General features: G+C 69.2%; 19 protein-coding genes and 1 tRNA gene. 7 read left to right on the top strand and 13 right to left on the bottom strand.

Features of this window, described 5'->3' with window-relative positions; genetic code table 11:
* Positions 1-403 precede the first annotated feature (403 nt).
* From HD557_RS02380 to HD557_RS02370, 4 genes are all read left to right on the top strand, one after another.
* The gene (locus HD557_RS02380; RefSeq protein WP_231380150.1) at positions 404-1,207 is read left to right on the top strand and encodes an NADP-dependent oxidoreductase; all 804 of its coding nucleotides are present in this window, start codon (positions 404-406) and stop codon (positions 1,205-1,207) included.
* A complete protein-coding gene (locus HD557_RS29190) occupies positions 1,177-1,308 on the top strand; it encodes a zinc-binding dehydrogenase (protein ID WP_307785526.1) in 132 nt (43 codons plus the stop codon). Before HD557_RS02380 ends, HD557_RS29190 begins: the two co-directional genes overlap by 31 nt.
* Positions 1,309-1,370: 62 nt before the next feature.
* On the top strand, positions 1,371-2,432 hold the full coding sequence (locus HD557_RS02375; protein ID WP_196872703.1) for an alkene reductase: 1,062 nt from the start codon (positions 1,371-1,373) through the stop codon (positions 2,430-2,432).
* 13 nt (positions 2,433-2,445) lie between these two features.
* Entirely contained in the window at positions 2,446-2,913 is a 468-nt protein-coding gene (locus tag HD557_RS02370; RefSeq protein ID WP_196872702.1) for a MarR family winged helix-turn-helix transcriptional regulator, read from the top strand.
* A gap of 58 nt (positions 2,914-2,971) precedes the next feature.
* Here HD557_RS02370 and HD557_RS02365 read toward each other — a convergent pair.
* Both HD557_RS02365 and HD557_RS02360 read right to left on the bottom strand, forming a co-directional pair.
* A tRNA-Lys gene (locus tag HD557_RS02365) sits at positions 2,972-3,044 on the bottom strand.
* Positions 3,045-3,075: 31 nt separating this feature from the next.
* The gene (locus HD557_RS02360; protein ID WP_196872701.1) at positions 3,076-3,951 is read right to left on the bottom strand and encodes a helix-turn-helix domain-containing protein; all 876 of its coding nucleotides are present in this window, start codon (positions 3,949-3,951) and stop codon (positions 3,076-3,078) included.
* A gap of 147 nt (positions 3,952-4,098) precedes the next feature.
* On the opposite strand from HD557_RS02360, the gene HD557_RS02355 reads away from it, so the two are divergent.
* A complete protein-coding gene (locus tag HD557_RS02355) occupies positions 4,099-4,794 on the top strand; it encodes a TetR/AcrR family transcriptional regulator (protein WP_196872700.1) in 696 nt (231 codons plus the stop codon).
* Positions 4,795-4,861: 67 nt separating this feature from the next.
* Here HD557_RS02355 and HD557_RS02350 read toward each other — a convergent pair whose 3' ends face one another.
* From HD557_RS02350 to HD557_RS02335, 4 genes are all read right to left on the bottom strand, one after another.
* Positions 4,862-6,712 carry a bifunctional metallophosphatase/5'-nucleotidase gene (locus tag HD557_RS02350; RefSeq protein ID WP_040755907.1) on the bottom strand — a complete coding sequence of 617 codons (1,851 nt, stop codon included), beginning with the start codon at positions 6,710-6,712 and terminating at the stop codon, positions 4,862-4,864.
* Between the two features lie 107 nt (positions 6,713-6,819).
* Positions 6,820-8,139, bottom strand: coding sequence for a M20 family metallopeptidase (locus tag HD557_RS02345; protein ID WP_196872699.1), 1,320 nt, complete (start codon positions 8,137-8,139; stop codon positions 6,820-6,822).
* Positions 8,140-8,164: 25 nt separating this feature from the next.
* Entirely contained in the window at positions 8,165-9,916 is a 1,752-nt protein-coding gene (locus HD557_RS02340; RefSeq protein ID WP_196872698.1) for a serine hydrolase domain-containing protein, read from the bottom strand.
* A gap of 150 nt (positions 9,917-10,066) precedes the next feature.
* Positions 10,067-11,542, bottom strand: coding sequence for an amidase (locus tag HD557_RS02335; protein WP_196872697.1), 1,476 nt, complete (start codon positions 11,540-11,542; stop codon positions 10,067-10,069).
* Positions 11,543-11,622: 80 nt separating this feature from the next.
* Between HD557_RS02335 and HD557_RS02330 the strand changes: the two genes are divergently transcribed.
* Positions 11,623-12,075, top strand: a complete 453-nt coding sequence (locus tag HD557_RS02330) for a DUF4440 domain-containing protein (protein ID WP_196872696.1) — start codon at positions 11,623-11,625, stop codon at positions 12,073-12,075.
* 6 nt (positions 12,076-12,081) lie between these two features.
* Here HD557_RS02330 and mgrA read toward each other — a convergent pair whose 3' ends face one another.
* From mgrA to HD557_RS02310, 4 genes are read right to left on the bottom strand one after another with little or no spacing between them, the layout of a single operon-like run.
* Positions 12,082-13,140, bottom strand: a complete 1,059-nt coding sequence (gene mgrA, locus HD557_RS02325) for an L-glyceraldehyde 3-phosphate reductase (protein ID WP_008360606.1) — start codon at positions 13,138-13,140, stop codon at positions 12,082-12,084.
* Positions 13,137-13,541: a DoxX family protein gene (locus HD557_RS02320; protein ID WP_196872695.1), complete on the bottom strand. Its 405-nt coding sequence runs from the start codon at positions 13,539-13,541 to the stop codon at positions 13,137-13,139. The genes mgrA and HD557_RS02320 overlap by 4 nt, the downstream gene beginning before the upstream one ends.
* A gap of 42 nt (positions 13,542-13,583) precedes the next feature.
* A complete protein-coding gene (locus HD557_RS02315) occupies positions 13,584-14,828 on the bottom strand; it encodes a type II toxin-antitoxin system HipA family toxin (protein WP_196872694.1) in 1,245 nt (414 codons plus the stop codon).
* On the bottom strand, positions 14,812-15,054 hold the full coding sequence (locus HD557_RS02310) for a helix-turn-helix domain-containing protein (RefSeq protein WP_008360601.1): 243 nt from the start codon (positions 15,052-15,054) through the stop codon (positions 14,812-14,814). Before HD557_RS02310 ends, HD557_RS02315 begins: the two co-directional genes overlap by 17 nt.
* A 128-nt stretch (positions 15,055-15,182) precedes the next feature.
* Here HD557_RS02310 and HD557_RS02305 point away from each other — a divergent pair, with 128 nt between their 5' ends.
* Positions 15,183-15,821, top strand: coding sequence for a hypothetical protein (locus HD557_RS02305; RefSeq protein ID WP_196872693.1), 639 nt, complete (start codon positions 15,183-15,185; stop codon positions 15,819-15,821).
* A 64-nt stretch (positions 15,822-15,885) separates the two neighbouring features.
* Here HD557_RS02305 and dmpG read toward each other — a convergent pair whose 3' ends face one another.
* From dmpG to HD557_RS02290, 3 genes are read right to left on the bottom strand one after another with little or no spacing between them, the layout of a single operon-like run.
* Positions 15,886-16,911, bottom strand: coding sequence for a 4-hydroxy-2-oxovalerate aldolase (gene dmpG, locus HD557_RS02300; RefSeq protein ID WP_008360599.1), 1,026 nt, complete (start codon positions 16,909-16,911; stop codon positions 15,886-15,888).
* On the bottom strand, positions 16,908-17,867 hold the full coding sequence (locus HD557_RS02295) for an acetaldehyde dehydrogenase (acetylating) (RefSeq protein ID WP_196872692.1): 960 nt from the start codon (positions 17,865-17,867) through the stop codon (positions 16,908-16,910). Before HD557_RS02295 ends, dmpG begins: the two co-directional genes overlap by 4 nt.
* A 4-nt stretch (positions 17,868-17,871) precedes the next feature.
* Positions 17,872-18,699 (bottom strand): 2-keto-4-pentenoate hydratase, encoded by an 828-nt coding sequence (locus tag HD557_RS02290; protein ID WP_008360597.1) that lies wholly within the window; start codon positions 18,697-18,699, stop codon positions 17,872-17,874.
* Positions 18,700-18,726 lie beyond the last annotated feature (27 nt).

Raw genomic sequence — 18,726 nt, 5'->3', positions numbered from 1 at the left:
CCCCGCATCAGGGGCGGGTGACACGTCGCTCCGACCTGTGTTCCCGAACCGGGGCCCGGGCGAGCACAGAGCAGAAACGCCGTTGGATCACAAACTCCGCAGGCGTCAGACCTTCTGGAACTTGCTCCTGTTGCGGGAGTGACACTAGCAACTCGTGGGCCGCTGCGAACCCCCCTTCGCCGATCGTTTTACGTGCGAAGCGGTGAAGGTTGCGCAACAGAGCCGTGAAACGGCCGCTCAGCGGGACGTACGACCACGGGTTCCGAGGCAGTTTCCGGGGCACCGGAGTCCCGCCGACCCTTCCGACCGGCGAAATACTTGGCTAGCCACATGATTGCTGTTATGGTGAATATGTGGCTAGCCACCTTATTCTCCAGAGCAACGCGACCTGAAGTGGAGTGTCATGAAAGCGATCATTTTCGATGAGTTCGGCGGTCCGGATGTCCTGCACGAGGCGGACGTCGAGATTCCGCACCCCGGCCCCGGCCAGGTCCGAGTACGCGTCAAGGCCGCCGGGCTGAACGCGCTGGACGGCAAGAAGCGCGCGGGCATGGTCGAGGCCGTGTTCCCGACGACGTTCCCCGCCATTCCCGGCGCCGAGGTCGCAGGTGTGGTCGACGCGCTCGGCGAGGGCGTGAGCGACGTACAGGTCGGGGACGAGGTCCTCGGCTGGGCGGACACCGGCTCGTACGCCGAGTACGCGCTGGCCACCGCCGTGGCCCGCAAGCCCGCAAACCTCTCCTGGGAGGTCGCGGCCGCGCTGCCGGTCGCCAGCGAGACCGCCGAACGGGTCCTGGACGAACTGGGGGTGACCGCCGGGGAGACCGTGCTGATGCACGGCGCCTCCGGAGCGGTCGGCACCGTGGCCGTCCAGCTCGCGATCGCCCGCGGCGCCCGCGTGATCGCCACTGCCGGCACCTCGAACCAGGACTACCTCACCTCGCTGGGCGCGACCCCGACCACCTACGGCGAGGGTCTGGTCGAGCGGGTGCGCGCCCTGGCTCCCGACGGCGTCGACGCGGTCTCGACCTGGCAGGCAAGGGCGCCCTGCCCGACTCCATCACCCTGCGCGGCGGTACCGAGCGCATCGTCACCATCGCCGACTTCGGTGCGGGCGAACTGGGCGTCGCCTTCTCCTCCGGCGGCGGGGACCACCCCGTCGAGCGCCTGGCCGCCGTGGCTCAGGACGCCGCGGCCGGAACGCTGACCACCACCGTCACGGCGTACCCGCTGGCCAAGGCGGCCGACGCCCAGCAGGCCAGCGACGCGGGACACGTACGCGGCAAGCTCGTCCTCACCGTCGACTGAGCGCCCCAACCCACCTGTTGCGGTGGCCGACCGGGCCACCGCGTTCACCGAAAGAGACTGTCATGCTGGAATCCCTGTGGGCCCCGATCACCCTCGGCGGCACCTCTCTGCCACACCGTCTGGTCATGGCCCCCATGACTCGTGACCGCTCCACCCCGGAGGGCGTGCCGACGGAGCTGAATGCCGAGTACTACGCACAGCGCGCCTCGAAGGCGCTGATCATCACCGAGGGCACCCAGCCCTCCGCCGACGGCCAGGGCTACCTGCTCACTCCTGGTATCTACAACGAGGCGCAGATCGCCGGGTGGCGCACGGTCACCGATGCGGTGCACGCGGCAGGCAGCCGGGTGTTCATCCAGCTGATGCACGTCGGTCGGGTCTCCCACCCCGACAACACTCCCCACCACCGCCAGCCCGTCGCCCCCTCGGCGATCCGCCCGGCCGGCGTGATGTTCACCGCCTCCGGCCCGCAGGAGATGCCGGAGCCCCGTGCGCTCTCGACGCAGGAGGTCGCCGAGACCGTCGACGACTTCCGGCGCGCGGCTGCTGCGGCGGTTGCGGCGGGCGCGGACGGCGTGGAGATCCACGGCGCCAACGGCTACCTGATCCACCAGTTCCTCTCCGGCAACGCCAACCAGCGCACGGACCGCTACGGCGGCTCGATCGAGGCCCGTATCCGCTTCGCCGTGGAGGTCGTCGCCGCGGTGGCCGGGGAGATCGGCCCCGAGCGCACCGGCATCCGTATCTCGCCGGGAAACCCCTACAACGACATCGTCGAGTCCGACACCCACGAGCTGTACCCGGCGCTGGTGGAAGCACTGCGCCCGACGGGTCTGGCCTACCTGCACCTGATGCACATGGGCGACGAGCAGCTGCTCGACACGCTCCGCGCACAGTGGCCCGGCACCCTGATCCTCAACCGGCCAGGCGCCGACATCCCCACTCGAGCCAAGGACGTCGACAACGGCACGGCCGACCTGATCTCCGTTGGCGCACTGGCGCTTGCCAACCCCGACCTGGTCGAGCGGCTGCGCGTCGGGGCAGAGTTGAACACTCCCGACCCGGCGACCTTCTACGGTGGCGGAGCGGTCGGATACACCGACTACCCCACCCACACAGGCTGAAGAAGCGGAGACCATGCCCGAGATCCCCACCACTGCCGCAGGCGGGCCGATGAGCTACGCGATCTTCCAGCTCGCCCGGGCCCACCGTGCCTACGCCGGCGCCCTGCTGCGCAAGATGGACCTGCACCCGGGCCAGGAGCTGCTCCTGATGCAGCTGCTGGACCGCGAGGGCCAGACCCAGTCCGAGCTTCTCGAGAGCGTCGGCCTCGACCACTCCACCGTCTCCAAGTCCCTGCGCCGCATGCAAGAAGCGGGACTGCTGGTCCGTGAGCCGGCAGAGCACGACCGGCGGGTGATGGTCGTCCATCTCACGGACAAGGGCCGGGCGATGCGGGAACCCATCGCCGCCCTGTGGCAGAGCCTGGAGGGAGCCTCGGCAGGCGCCCTGACCGAGGAGCAGGCGGCGGCGTTCGTCGAGACCGCCGGCGCGATCACCGACTCGATCAACAGCCATCCGCTGCCGCAGGAAGAGTCCAGCTGACCCCCGTCACACGGCCGAGCCCCGAGTCGCAGATGCGGCTCGGGGCTCGAGCCCGCTGTAGGCCGTGTCGGTCTCGAACCGACGACCCATGGATTAAAAGTCCACTGCTCTACCAACTGAGCTAACGGCCCGCCGGGAGTCTACCGGAGCAGCCGCCGTCTCCTATTCGTGGTCGCCGCGCGCCGCCGGCGCCCTCCCCCGCTCGCTGATGATCCGGGCGCATCGCTCGGCAGCGGCCGCACCCGTCAGCGCATGGTCGAGTAGGAGCTGGGTCCAGTGCTCGTAGCGAGCGACCTCGACCGGGTCGGCGATCTCGAGGTCGCCGGCGCTGGTCTCGAGGGTGACGATCCGGTCGCGCTGGTCCCAGCCGTGCTGGACCAGAACGGGGAAGCTCTCGAAGGGGACGATCCCGATGGTCGCCCGGGTCGTGGTCGCCAGCTTGGCGATGTGATCGATCTGGGCGCGCATGACGTCGGGAGATCCGACCAGATGATGGAGGGCCGCCTCGCCGACCAGGATCGTGATCGACCGGCCGGCCTCGTAGAGGATCGCCGAGCGCCTGAGCCGGGCCGCGATCACGGTGGAGACGTCCTCGCGATCCGCAGCCTCGTCGCGGGAGCCACCGGCCAGGGCCAGCAGGGCGCGCGCATAGTCGGGGGTCTGCAGCAGCTCGGGGACGCTGTGGGGCTGGAAGCTCGTCAGGACCGTCGCGGCCACCTCGGTCGCGGCGTAGGCGTCCTGGCGCCGCTCGGCGCCTCCGCTCGCCGGACGAGCGTCACGGAAGGCCGCGTGCTCCTGGTCCGCGCGGGTACGCAGCGCGAGCAGCATCTCCTTGTCGGCACCCACCGCGGCCGCCCAGGCCCGGACCTCGGCCTCGGAGACCGCCTGTCGACCGGACTCGATCTTCGACACCTTCGGCTGCGACCAGCCCGCCCCCAGGGCGTCCGCGAGGCCGGCTCCGGTCAGGCCTGCGGCTCGGCGGGTGTCACGGAGCGCCTCGGTGAGCGCTTCGCGGGCTCGACGGCTGGAGCGGGGCACGGACGGCAGCCTCCTTCGGCGGATCGGATGGACCCCATCCTGCCTGATGTGCATAGTCGGCGTCCAGATGCACATCATGGTTGGCGGGATCGAAATATTATGCTCTACTGATCCCGGGGTCGACGTCGACAGGAAGGCAGTGCCTCGATGAGCATCCGACGAACCCAACCCGGCCGACCACGCCTCATTCCCGCCACCACGGCCAGCCCACCACGTGAGCAGGTCCTCCATGCCGCGGCGCAGCTGTTCGTGACCCAGGGCTTCGCCGCCACCTCCACCCGTGAGATCGCGGAGAAGGTCGGGATCAGGCAGGCCTCGCTCTACTACCACTTCACCGGCAAGGACGAGATCCTCGCCGAGCTCCTGGAGCGATCCGTCCGGCCCACCGTCGACCGGGTCGAGCAGATCGAGCAGGCCGCGGCCGAGAGTCCCGAGACCGCGCTCTACGCGCTGGTGCTCGTCGACCTGCACACCCTCGCCGAGGCGCCGGACAACATCGGCGTGCTGGCCACCCATCCCGACGTGACCAGCAGCGAGGCGTTCGACGCCTTCCGCAGCGCCCGCGCGGAGCTCGCCGGCGCCTACGGGCGGATCGCGGCGCAGCTCGCGGAGCCCGGCGCCGCGCACACCGCCGAGCCTCGTCATCTCGGCGAGATGCTCATCCACCTCGTCGAGGTCACCACCAGCCTCCGCAGCATCGGCCTGACGATCGACGAGGAGACGGCCGACGCCATCGCCTCGACCTGCCTTCGCGCCTGCGGGGTCCCCGAGAGCCGCATCCTCTCGGCGGCTTCGACCGCGGCGGCTCTCGTCGCCGGGCTGCCGGCGAGCCCCCATGGCTGACTACGCACAGCGGGCCCGACCAGCTCAGAGCTGGACGGGCCCGCTGCGTACGAAGGAAGTGCCCTTCTCAGTGGGTTCCGGTGATGCGGTCGAGCGCAGCCGGGGTGTAGGGCGAGTTCGCCTCGAGGTAGGCGGCGAAGGCGTCGATGTCGAGGCCGCCGTAGTAGGGGTCGGTGCCCTTCGTGAAGGCGGCGAAGGCGTCGCCGCCGCCCTGCAGGAAGTTGTTGGTCACGACCCGGTAGGACGCGGCCTTGTCGATGGGCTGACCGTTCAGCATCACCGAGCCGTCGACCGGACCCGTGGGGCTGATCTGGTAGGAGAAGCCCTTCGAGACCTGCAGGATCTTGTGCGAGGCCGCGTTGGCGCCGGTGACCTGCTGGGTGAGCAGGTCGTAGATGTCCTGGCCGGTCATGGTCAGCGAGACCAGGTAGTTGTTGAACGGCTGGACCGTGAACGCCTCGTCGTAGGTGACGTCACCGACGGCCTCGCCGTAGGGCGAGCTGGCCGCGGTCAGGTCGGCACGGATGCCACCCGGGTTCATGAACGCGATCACCGGCACCTGCCCGTTGACCACCGTCGACTGGTCGGCGAGCTGGGCGTCGGCGATAAGGTCACCGAGCGCCGACTCACCGGCAGGGCTCTGGTCGCGCTTGACGTCGGTCGTGATCGAGCCGAGCACTCGGGAGGCGATCGGCCTGACCAGCTCCTTGTAGGTGTTGATCAGCGTGGTCTGCTCCGGAGCCTTGGCGACGTCACGGGTGACGAGCAGGTTCGAGCCCTTGACCGAGGAGCGGACGATGTCGCGCGACTTGAGGTTGTACTTCAGGTTGGTCTCGGTGTAGAGCCGTCCGAAGGACGAGGCCGAGGTGACCAGGCGGGACTTGCCCTCGGGGTCGGGTACGTCGCAGACGTAGGGGTTGTGGGTGTGGCCGGTGACCAGCATGTCGATCTCGGGGTCGAGGTTCTGCGCGATCGGCACGATCGGCGAGCCGGCGACGAGCTCGCCGCCACCCTCGCAGGTGTAGTCGTAGCGGGCGTTGACGTCGTAGACCGTGCCGGTGGCAGGGTCGGTCCACTTCTCCTTCGGCAGGTTGGCACCCTCGTGGATGAGGGTCACGATCGCCTTGACGCCCTTCTTCTTCAGCACGGGTACGAGCGCGTTGGCGGTCTCGACCTCGTCCTTGAAGGTGAGGCCCTTGACGCCCTCGGCGGTGACGATGTCGGGGGTGGCCTCGAGGGTCATGCCGATGAAGCCGATCTTGACGCCGTCGACCTCCTTGATGGAGTAGGCCGGCAGGATCGTCTTGCCGCTGGCGTCCTCGATCACGTTGGAGGCGAGGATGTCGAAGTCGGCGCCCTGGTACTCGTGGGCGGCGCAGGAGTTCTGGTTGTCCTTGCCGTCGCCGTCGTCGATGCAGCCACCGGCGTCGATGCGCTGCAGCTCCTTGTAGCCCTCGTCGAACTCGTGGTTGCCGACCGCGGTGACGTCCAGCCCGAGCTTGTTGAGCGCCTCGATCGACGGCTCGTCGTGGAACGCGGCGGAGAGCAGCGGCGAGGCGCCGATCAGGTCGCCCGCGGCCACGGTCAGGGAGCGGGCGTGACCCTTGCGGGCCTCGGCCAGGTGGGAGGCGAGGTATTCGACGCCACCGACGTTGACGGTGTCATCGACCGGCTTGCCGGTGGCGGGGTCGATGTGGTGGCCGGTGATCAGCCGCCCGCTCGAACCCGACGGCGCCTCGAGGTTGCCGTGGAAGTCGTTGAACGAGAGCAGCTGGACATCGACCAGGTGCTTCCCAGCACTCTCGGCGCTGGTCTGCGCCGAGGCAGAGGTCGCGACCGGAGTGGCGACTGCGGCGGCCGCGAGAGCGACGGCGGCAACGGCCACGGCGGGGCGAAGCTTTCGGGTGTTACGAGGCATTGCGGGGCTCCCCATCTCAGTGATCGACGAAGGGAACAATGCCCCTTCGGGTTCCGATTGTGAAGAGGTAACAGGATTACCGCCGCCGAATCGTCATCAACCGTTAATCAGCCGAAAAATTCGGTAACGTCCACCGCTCCACCGGCCTCCTCGAACTCCTCGCGGACCGTCTCTCGCAGCTTCGCGTCGGAGAGGTAGTCGGCGGCCACCGCGGCCAGACCGTAGGCGGCATCGACGAGCACCTCGTCGGCGTACGGCGTGACCGCGGCAGCGGCGAACTCACGGCTGTGCAGGGAGACGTCGGGCTCGGCGATCTTGACCATCGCGTGCAGTCCGGGGATCCGGAAGGAGACGTTGCCGAAGTCGGTGGAGCCGGCCAACAGGTCTGGGACGACACCGGGCGCGAGGACGGTGTGGTTGCGCTCCTGGTAGCGGCGGTTCCAGGCCTGTGCGAGGCCGCTGTTGTTGCGGATCGGCAGGTAGACCGGCGACTCGTCCCAGCTGAACTCGACCCCGCAGCCGGTCATCAGGGCCGCTCCCATCGCCATCTCCTCGAGCCGCTGGGAGAGGACCTTGAGCGTCTCGGGATAGGCGGAGCGTACGTAGAACTCGATCGAGGCGTGCTCCGGGATCACGTTGGGGCGCAGGCCGCCGTCGGTGATGATCGCGTGCACCCGGTCGGTCGGCGGCATCTGCTGCCGGTTGAGCGCGACGCCGGTGTAGAGCAGGTTGGCCGCGTCCAGGGCGTTGCGCCCCATGAACGGCTGGATCGAAGCGTGCGCCGGCACCCCGACGTACGTCACCTTCAGCTGCCTGCGGCCGAGGAAGACCGGCTCGGAGGTGTCATAGGTGAACGGGTGGATCATGATCGCCGCGTCGACGCCGTCGAAGGCGCCCTTCTGCGCCATCAGCTCCTTGCCGCCACCGCCCTCCTCGGCCGGCGTGCCGAGCCAGATCGCCCGGCCGCCGAGCTTGTCGATCACGCTCGCGATGGCCAGGAATGCACCCACGCCGACGGTCGCGATCAGGTTGTGGCCGCAGCCGTGGCCGATGCCGGGAAGTGCGTCGTACTCGGAGAGCACCGCGATCGTCGGACCGTCCTTGGCGCCGCCCGCCGAGGCGTACAGAGCGGTCGGGAGGCCGTAGGCACCCCGGGCGACCTCGATGCCGTGAGCCTCGACGAACTCCGCCAGCCCGGCCGAGCTGCGGTGCTCCTCGAAGCCGGTCTCGGGGTGCTCGGCGAGGTCGTGGGAGACCGCGACCAGCTCCGGCCCGAGGTCCACGAGCCGGTCGCGGATCGCGTCCAGGATCCCCCGCGGCGCCCCCGGCGAGCTCGACTCGACGGCCTTCGTGACGAGCGCCCTGGCGTCCGCCTCGTCGCGAAGCTGGTTGACCAGGAACGGATTCGGCTGCTGCGGCTGCGTCATGCCGCCAGAGGCTATCGGTGACGTGTCACCTGTCGCTGAGACCCCAGCCGTCGGCGACGATGCGTGCCTCGTCGGCGGGCCGCGAGGAGTCGAACAACGTACGCCACCCCTGGCTGACCACGATGCCGTCGACGTAGATCCCGCGGCCCTGCGAGGAGGAGTCGGTCTCGTAGGTCCACCTGACCGTGGTGGTGCCCGCGGGGAGGGCGGCCCGGCCGCGCAGCCACCGGCGACCGCCGTAGCCGTTGACCGCCTCGCTGGTCTCCCAGCTCCAGCCACCGCCCTCGAGCGTCCACGGCAGCGGGCTGAAGGTGGTGCCGTCGGTGGAGTACTGCAGCCGGCCGAAGTCGAAGCGCGGCTCGGTGTCGAAGAAGTAGTCGAAGCGGAGCTTCGCGTTCTCCGTTGCGGCGAGCGGCACGTCGAGCGTCGCCTTCTTCGCGTTCGCGCGCCCCGAGAACCACGACGTACGCCCGCTCGCGGGCCGGACCGCCGAGGCCATGCCCAGCGCGTCGGAGACGGCACGGCGGGAGGGGTTGTTGCTGCCCCAGTCGCGGCTCGGGTGGACGCGGTTGGTCATGAGCACGACGAGCTGGTGGCCGATCGGGTCCATCACGATGCTGGTGCCGGTGTAGCCGGTGTGACCGAAGGAGACCGGGGACCAGATCGGGCCGTGGTACCAGGTCGTGGCGAGCTCCCAGCCGAGGCCGCGCGAGCTGGTGAACCTGGCGCCGGTGTAGTCGCGCAGCGAGAGCCTGACGGTGTCCTCCTCCAGGATCCTGGTGCCGTCGTAGACACCGCCGTTGAGGAACATCTGCCCGAACCTCGCCATGTCGGCGGCGGTCGAGAAGACGCCCGCGTGGCCGGCGACGCCGCCGAGCGCCCAAGCGTTCTCGTCGTGCACCTCGCCACGGATCATCGGCCGCCCCGCCCACGGCTGATACTCGGTGGCGGCGACCCGGTCGAGGCGGTCGGCGGGCGGGTTGTACATCGTGTCCCGCATGCCCAGCGGCTCGGTGATGTGGTCGTGTACGTAGGTGTCCAGCGTCTTCCCCGACAGCCGCTCGACCAGCAGCCCGAGGGTGATCAGGTTGATGTCGGAGTAGCGGTAGATCTGCTCGGGCGCGTGCGTCGGCGTCGTGTCCATGATCGCCGCGACCCGCTCCTCGTAGGTGTCGTAGCCCGCCCACAGCGACGGTGACGGGCCGGCGAGCAGTCCGGAGACGTGGGTGAGCAGGTGGCGCACGAGGATCGCGTCCTTGCCGTGCGGCGCGAACTCGGGCAGGTAGGTGACCACCGGAGCCTCGAGGTCGAGTCGGCCCTGTTCCATCAGCTGGAGGATCGCGGTCGTGGTGAAGAGCTTCGACATCGAGGCGATGTCCCACATCGTCTCCGTGGTCGCCGCGACCTGCTGGTCGGCCGGGAGCTCCACGACGGTGGTGCCGTCGAGCCCGTACCTGAGCGCCTTGCCCACGCTCTCGTGCGCCACGACGACGCCGTCCTTGACCGCGATCGCGGTGGCTCCTGCGTACAGGGGGTGGGCGGGGTTCTCGGTGGTCGGCTCGAGGAACCGGGTCAGCTCGGTGCGGATCTTCGCGATCTGTGCCGGGTCGAGGCCGACCTGGCGAGGGTGACCGGGACGCAGGACGGTGCGCGGGGTGAAGGCGAGCTCGTCGGGAGTGATCGTCGGCGGTTGGCCCGCCGGCGACGCGAGCGTCCGGACCGCCCTGGTCGGGTCCTCCGGCGTCGCGGCCACCGCGGCACCGCCGAGGAGAGTCATCGCGACTCCACCGAGAGTGCCACCGAGAAGGGCGCGCCGAGAGGTCATGAGCATGTCCCGAGACGGAGTCATACCTCGATAGTGCCGTTCCAGCACCGGCTTCGTGCGGGAAAGGAAATTTTCTTTCATGGGCACGTCCTCATGACACCGTCAGAGCTTCGGCCAGTGCTCCGCCCACGGCTTCGACTCCTCCAGCTGGGCGGCGACCTGCAGCAGCAGTCCGTCGTCACCGAGCTGCCCGGAGAGCTGGATGCCCAGCGGCAGCCCGGCCGCGGTCCGGTAGGTCGGCACCGAGATCGCGGGACGCCCGGTGATGTTGGCGAGCTGGGTGTAGGGCACCCAGCCGAGGTTCTCGTCGACCAGCTGGTCGATCATCCCGGTCGCGCGCATCACCCGGCCGCCGTGCACCTTGTGGAGCACCCGCGCCGCGGTCTGCAGCGCCTTGGGCGTGGTGAGCTGTCCGACCTTCAGCGGCGGCTTCGCCAGCGTCGGGGTGAGCAGCAGGTCGTACGTCTCGTGGAACTCGCTCAGCCGGCGTACGTGGCTGCGGCGGTTGATGTGCGCGAGCTCGACGGCGACCACTCCCCCGGCCCGGCCGAGCTCGGCCACGGCGAGGGTGTCGGCCTCGAAGTCTGCGTTCTTGGCGCCGACGCGGAGCTTGGCCTCGGCGACCTCGGCAGCGGCCGAGGCGAACCAGATGGTGAGGAAGTCCCGGCCGAGCTCGGCGGCGTCGTAGGGCGCCTCGACCTCCTCGACCTGGTGACCGAGCGCCTCGAGGGCCTTCGCCGCGTCCTCGACGGCAGCGATCGCCTCCGGGTCGGGCTCGGTGATCGACGACGTCGAGGTGAACCCGATCCGAAGCGGGCGCGGGGCGGCCGCGATCGCCTCGGAGAACGGCCCGTCGGGGTGCGGGGCGTGGAGCATCGCCAGCGACCGGTCGCCGAGGAGCGCGTCGTAGAGACCGGCGGCGTCGCGCACCGTACGCGTCACCACGCCCTGGACGACGAAGCCGTTGGAGGCGTCGAGGCTCTGCGGGCCCAGCGGCAGCAGCCCGCGGGTGGTCTTCAGCCCGACCAGGCCGTTGCAGGCCGCCGGGATCCGGATCGACCCGCCGCCGTCGTTGGCGCCGGCGGCCGGCACGATCCCGGCCGCCACCGCGGCCCCGGACCCGCCGGAGGATCCGCCCGGCGTGTGGTCGGTGTTCCACGGGTTGCGCGAGGGCCCGAACAGCTCCGGCTCGGTGATCCCCTTCGACCCGAACTCCGGGGTGTTCGTCTTGCCGAAGATCACCAGACCGGCGTCCAGGGCGCTCCGGGTGAAGTAGGAGTGCTCCTCGGCGACGTCGTCGACGAGCGCGCGGGAGCCGTAGGTCGTCGGATGGCCCTGGTACTCCTGGGCCAGGTCCTTCACCAGGAACGGCACCCCGGCGAACGGCCCGCTGGGGCCGTCGCCGGCGACCTGGTCGTCGGCCTCCGGGATGTCCGCGACGATCGCGTTGATCCGCGGGTTCACCGCCTCGGCCCGCTCCCGCGCCGCGGCCAGCGCCTCGGCGGCGGTCACCTCCTTGGCAGCGACCAGCTGCGCCAGCCCGGTGGCGTCGTACGTCAGATACTCATCGACCCGCATGAGCGCAGGCTAGCGCCCGGGTCGACCTCCCCGCCTCGAAATGACGTGCCACATCCGGAGCGCGTGGCTATGTTCCGGGCATGGTCACCACCCGCGGCGAGGCCGCAGCGACGTCGGACGAGATCGCGATCGAGGCGCTGGTGGATGCGTTCTTCTCCGCCTTCACCTCCGGACCGGACACGGCCGCACGCCTGGACGATCTGCGGCGGATCATGCTTCCCGGCGCAACCGTGGTGCGCACCTGCGGACTGCCGGCCGAGGTATACGACCTCGAGTCCTTCATCGCCCCGCGCCTCGCGCTGCTGACCAGCGGCGAGATCGCCGACTTCGAGGAGTGGCCCGAGCCCGGCCGGATCGACGTCTTCGGCGACATCGCCCACTGGTGGGGCGCCTACGGCAAACGCTGGCGCGCCGGAGGCGAGCTCCACTCCGGCCGAGGCATGAAGACGATGTCGTTCGTACGCACCGGCGACGGCTGGCGGATCAGCTCCGCCGCCTGGGACGACGAGCGCGACGGCGTACGCCTCGGTTGACCGCCCTCAGTTGAAGATCTCCCGGTAGTCGCCCTCGACCCGGTCGCGCTTCCACAGGTCGATGCCGGTGGCGGTGGCGTACTCGTCGATCCGGGCCAGCTCCTCGGTGGTGAGCTCGGGACCGGAGAGCGCGCCGAGGCAGTCGGTGACCTGCTCGGGCCGGGAGGCGCCGATGACCACCGAGGTCATCCGCGGGTCACGCAGCGCCCAGGCGAGCGCCATCTGGGCCAGAGTCTGGCCGCGGTCGGTGGCGAGGGAGTTGAGCGACTCGATGCCGGCGAGCGTCTCGGAGGTGAGCGCCTCCGGGGTCAGGAACCGAGCCTTGGCCGCGCGCGAGTCCTCGGGGACGCTGCCACCGAGATACTTGTCGGTCAGCAGTCCCTGCGCCAGCGGCGAGAACGAGATGGCACCGGCACCGACCTCGTCGAGCGTGTCCAGCAGCCCGTCGGTCTCGAGCCAGCGGTTGAGGATCGAGTAGGACGGCTGGTGGATCAGCAGCGGGGTGCCGAGGTCGCGCAGGATCGCCGCCGCCTCGCGGGTCAGCGCGGAGGAGTAGGAGCTCAGCCCGACGTAGAGCGCCTTCCCGGACCGGACGATCTGGTCGAGCGCGCCCATCGTCTCCTCCAGCGGCGTGCTGGGGTCGGGGCGGTGGTGGTAGAAGATGTCGACGTAGTCGAGGCCCATCCGCTTCAGCGACTGGTCGAGGCTGGAGATCAGGTACTTCCGCGAGCCGCCGATCTTCCCGTACGGCCCCGGCCACATGTCCCAGCCCGCCTTGGTCGAGATCACCAGCTCGTCCCGCAGCCCGGCGAAGTCGCCACGCAGGTGGCGGCCGAAGTTCTCCTCGGCCGAGCCGTAGGGCGGACCGTAGTTGTTGGCGAGGTCGAAGTGGGTGATGCCCGCGTCGAAGGCCGTACGCAGGATCGCCCGCTGCCGCTCGAACGGCAGGTCGTCACCGAAGTTGTGCCACAGCCCGAGGCTGACCGCGGGCAGGTCCAGGCCGCTGTGCCCGGTCCGCCGGTACTCCATCGCGTCGTAGCGGGACTCCGCAGGAACGTAGGTCATGCGCCGGTCCCCTTTCCGGCGCGCAGCGCCACCTTGATCATCGGCCACTGCAGCGGCAGCCGTGCCAGCGTACCGGCGAAGAACCCGGCCGACTTGGCGGTCCGCTTCCGGTTGGCCCGCTTCCCCGCATCGACGCTCATCTGCACGTTGGCAGGGAACACCCCGACCAGCAGCGCGGCGCTGGCCAGCCCCGCGATCCGGCGGGTCTTCGGATGCAGCAGCCCCAGCCCGCACGCGATCTCGGCCACCCCGGAGACCTCGACCACCTTGCGCGGCTCCGGCAGCGCCGGCGGCACGATCGGCTCGAAGACCTGGGGTCTCACCAGATGCAGGGTCCCCGACCCCAGGAACAGCGCGGCCAGCCCGACGAGCGGGAGGTCGAGAGAAGAGTTAGTTCGCACAGGACGACTCTGTCACGCTCGCCCAACGCGGGAGCGGTGGAGTCACCCAGAGACCCCAGAACTCCCGGGTCGACCAACGGGGTCGTCGTTGCGGAGATTCCGTACGAAGGTCGAGATGTCTTGCTGGAGCCTCGGGTGGGCGCCCTCCAGCGGATCCTCTTTGCTCACCACCTCCGCGATGTCCGCAAGGCAGTCGGCCACGATCGAGTCGGCACGACGTACGCCCCACTTCGTGATCTCGGCGACCAGATCAGCCGTGGTGAGACCGGCGTGGCGGTATGTCCCATTGACGGCGAGAGCCATCTTCCCGTCGATATCGGGGATGTGGGCTTGAGGTACGACGTCGTATGCGGGCGCGAGGCGGGGTTCGTCATCGAACGGATGGAGGATGCCAAGGTTCTTCGCGTGCATGTCGAGGTTGCCGACGGCGACCGCGAGCACGACCATCCGCGCAAGGGTCACAATGTCAGCCGTGCGCGTAGTCCGCTGGAGCGTATCGGCGATGCGACGCAGGCTCACCAGACCGCCGTACTCCTGATACTTCTGATCTCCCGAGGCTCCCAGAACCTGACTGAAATCCTCCTGGTGAATCCGTCCGGCGGCCGAGCGATCGAAGCGCTCGATGACCAGTGTGGGCAGACCATCGAAGTCGTCGATCCAGGTGTCGTGACTGGCCAGCCCGAGCGCTCGCGAGATCCGGGCGCCGTACTCCTCGTCGAAGATCACACTCGGACGCCGTTCCAACTGCGGCTTGAGAATGTGGCTCGTCGGATGACCGCCCAGTGCCCGCGCCCACCCGCCGTCCTGACGAACGAGAACGACCTTCGGCTGAACACCCGCGAGAGACGACTTCCCGAGCAACGACTCGTTGGCCAGCGGCGCACCGACCGGATCCTCGAGCAGTTGCCGGACTCCGGCATCGTCGACAGGTCGGAGCGACGGCGTCTTCGGCTCTGTCGGGTCATCGAGATCCCAGATCTGGAGCGCTCCTGCGACATCACGACCGTAGCGAGCGAGGAACCCCAGGGTGTCCCCACGCCGCAGCCCCGCCTGCCGCAGCATGTAGTCGTACTGGTCCCCCTCGGGTAGCAGCTCGGCGAACCAGTTGCGGCGCCGCGAGGCCTGATGCTTGCGCGACACGGCGACGAGGGGAACGGCCACCGAGAGCACGGAGCTGTTCGCCCCGAAGCGCTCGACTCCGTCATTGCTCGGGACGAAGTCGTACGTCGCAGGCTGGCCGATCAGCTCGCCGACGATCGTGCCGTAGAGCTCAACCGCGAGCCGCATCGCGCTCGTCCTCCCACGTGGCAGTGAGCTCGACTCCGGTTGCGCGCATCATGTCGAGGAGACGGCGCATGTAGATCGTCGACTTGCCTGATTCGACGTCGCTGACCGTGCTCTGTGGCACGCCCACCGCAGCCGCCAGATCCGTCTGCGTCATGCCGCCGGCCAGCCTTGCCTGCTGAATCGCCAGGCCGAAGTCGGCGGGCGCCCGCAGTCGCGCACTACTCATCTCGCTCGCTCCTCCTATCGCTATTTTCCGATAGGAGGAGCGTATCGGGAAAACCCGATAATGCAACGGTATCGCGATTTCCCGATAACCGCATGACCGTGCCCCGATGCGGTCATAACCTCCTTGTCGTGACTCCACAACGCCTGCGAGTCGACATCGTGATCGAAACAGCCGACGAGATCGGCTTTTCACTCTGGCCAGTCCTTGGAAGCAACAAGTTCACGCATGTCGCCCTCAGCCGCGAGTGCAGCGATCGCGAGATCGGCTCGGCAGTCCACGCGGTACTCCACTGGTTCTACCTCGACGAGAACCTCAAACCTGCGCAGACCATCACGGACTATCTTGAGCGTGCTCTCGATCCTTCGCCCCAGGACCCAACGCGGCCCCTAGGATGGGGCGGTCCGCGATTTACATACGGCGCAACGACCATCGTGCCCGGTTGTTGCTTGAGCATCGATGAGCGCCACGAACTGCGCGACTCTCTCACCGCCAATAGCGGGGTATGGCTCGGTCATGATCCAAGCATTGGGGTTACTCTCGAACACGGCGTTGCGACGGTTGTGCAGGACGATGGTGATGAAGGCGATGACATCACCGCTCAGATACAGACCAGCGAGCGCGAGCTCAAGGCCGCACTCGACGCGGCGGACGTTCGGCTCTCCGAATTCATCGAGCGCGCAGGTGGTTGGGCAGCAACGTATGCGCCCAATTGCGCCAAGTCTCTGACAGAAGCGCTTGCCTCCGCGCTCGCCGTGCCCGCCGCCTGACCCGAAGACAAGCCCGAAGGTCGCAGCCATCATGTGACTGCGACCTTCGAGTTGAACAGCCAGGTCAGGCGCCGGCGGCCTCGCGCTCGGCGAGCTTGGTGAGGCAGATGTCGACGATCATGTCCTCCTGGCCACCCACGAGACCGCGACGGCCGCACTCCATGAGGATGTCGCGGGTGTCGACGCCGTAGCGGGCGGAGGCGTTCTCGGCGTGGCGGAGGAAGGACGAGTAGACGCCGGCGTAGCCCATGGTGAGGGTCTCCCGGTCGACGCGGACGGGGCGGTCCTGGAGCGGGCGGACGATGTCGTCGGCGGCGTCCTGGAGCTTGAACAGGTCGCAGTTGTGCTTGAAGTCCGACAGGTTGGCGACCGCGATGAACGCCTCGATCGGGCAGTTGCCGGCGCCGGCACCGTGACCGGCCAAGGACGCATCCACCCGGTAGACGCCGTTCTCGACCGCGACGACGGAGTTGGCCACCGACAGCGACAGGTTCTCGTGGGCGTGGATGCCGATCTCGGTCTCGTCGTTCAGCACGTCGCGGTAGGCACGGGCGCGGTCACGGACGTCGTTCATCGTCAGCCGGCCGCCGGAGTCGGTGATGTAGACGCAGTGGGCGCCGTAGGACTCCATCAGCTTGGCCTGCTCGGCGAGCTGCTCGGGCGGGGCCATGTGCGAGAGCATCAGGAAGCCGGAGACGTCCATCCCCATCTCGCGGGCGGCGGCGATGTGCTGGGCCGAGACGTCGGCCTCGGTGCAGTGGGTCGCGACCCGCACCGACCGCACGCCCAGCTCATAGGCCCGCTTCAGGTCGTGGATCGTGCCGACGCCGGGGAGCAAGAGGGTGGTCAGCCGGGCGTTCTTGATGACCGAGGCGGCCGCCTCGATCCACTCCCAGTCGGAGTTGGAGCCGGGACCGTAGTTGACCGACCCACCGGTCAGGCCGTCGCCATGGGCGACCTCGATGGCGTCGACGCCGGCCTCGTCGGCGGCGATGACGATCCGCTTGACGTCCTCGGGCGTGATCCGGTGGCGTACGGCGTGCATGCCGTCGCGCAGCGAGACCTCTTGGACATAGATGGGCGTGCTCATCGCGCGGCCTCCTTGGACGAAGCGATCCGGTCGGCCATCTGCAGCGCGGCCGAGGTCATGATGTCGAGGTTCCCCGCGTACGCCGGGAGGTAGTGCGCGGCGCCCTCGACCTCGAGAAACACCGAGACCTGATGCGTGGGCCGGGCCTCGTCGGGCGAGGCGAGCAGCGTCTCCACCGGCTGGTCCTCAGGAATCGGATGGACCTGCACCTTCTGCTTGAGGCGGTAGCCGGGGACGTACGCAGCGACGTCGCCGACCATCTTCTCCACCGACTCGGTGATCTCCGCGGTGAGCTCCTCCAGCGACCGGGACCCGCCCTCGACCAGCGCATAGACCGTGTCGCGCATGATCAGCGGCGGCTCGGCGGGGTTGAGGATGATGATCGCCTTGCCGCGCTTGGCACCGCCGACCTGCACGATCGCGCCCGAGGTGGTCTCGGTGAACTCGTCGATGTTGGCCCGGGTGCCGGGACCGGCGGAGCGCGACGAGATCGAGGCGACGATCTCGCCGTAGGCGACCGGGACGACCCGCGCGACCGCGGCGACGATCGGGATCGTGGCCTGGCCACCGCAGGTCACCATGTTCACGTTCGGGGCGTCGATGTGCTCGTCGATGTTGACGGCCGGGATGACGTACGGCCCGATCGCCGCGGGCGTGAGGTCGATCAGCCGCTTGCCGTAGGGCTCCAGAGCGGCCGCGTTGGCGACGTGCGCCTTGGCCGAGGTCGCGTCGAAGACGATGTCGATGTCGCCGAACTCCGGCAGCCCGATCAGCCCCTCGACGCCGTCCGACGTCGTCGCGAAGCCGAACTTGGCCGCACGAGCCAGACCGTCGGAGGCCGGGTCGATCCCGACCATCGCGCCCATCTCCAGGTGCTGCGACGTACGCATCACCTTGATCATCAGGTCGGTGCCGATGTTGCCCGACCCGATGATCGCCACTTCCACCTTGTCCATGGAGTCACTTCCCTACGCTGAAGGCCACCGAGCCGAGGCCCGACACGGTGGAACGAACGGTGTTGCCGGCGGCGATCGGCCGCATCGGGCCGAGCGCGCCGGAGAGGATCAGCTGGCCGGCACGCAGCGGCTCGCCGAAGTCGCGGGCGTAGCGGGCCAGCCACTGGACCGCGTTGACGGGGTCGCCCAGGCAGGCCGCACCGGTGCCGGTCGAGACCTCCTCGTCGTCGATCGACATCGACATGGTGACCTCGCGGGGCTCGAACTCGTCGAGCCGCCGGCGCTCGCTCCCGAGGACATAGGCGCCGGCGGAGGCGTTGTCCGCGACGGTGTCGCCGAAGGCGATCTTCCAGTCCGCGATCCGGCTGCCGCAGATCTCGATGGCCGCGACGGCGTAGTCGATGGCCTCCCGGACCTGGTCGTAGGAGAGATCGCCGTCGGCCAGGTCGCCCGCGAGGACGAACGCGATCTCGGCCTCGGCCCGCGGCTGCAGGATCGCGTCGGCGGGGAGCGTGTCCCCGTCGGCGTACGCCATGTCGTCGAAGAGCACACCGAAGTCCGGGGTGTCCACGCCGATCTGCTCCTGCACCGCCTTCGAGGTGAGCCCGATCTTGCGGCCCACGATGGTGGCACCGCCGGCGACGCGGGCGGCGGTGAGCCGCTCCTGGATCGCGTACGCAGCCGCCAGATCGGTCGGTTCGAGCAGGTCCCGCATCGGCGGCACGGGGGTGCCGGTGGCGGCCGCGGTCAGCAGCCGGTCGGCGGCGGCCGCGACGGCAGCATCGCCGACGACGCCACCGGAAAGATCGGCCGGGGAGGTCACTTCGTTCATGCGACCACGGTCTCAGCAGATGGGCCG

This window comes from Nocardioides luteus, assembly GCF_015752315.1.
Lineage (GTDB): Bacteria > Actinomycetota > Actinomycetes > Propionibacteriales > Nocardioidaceae > Nocardioides.
The sequence above is the reverse complement of the archived record's forward strand: the minus strand, read 5'-3'. Positions and strand labels throughout refer to the sequence as shown.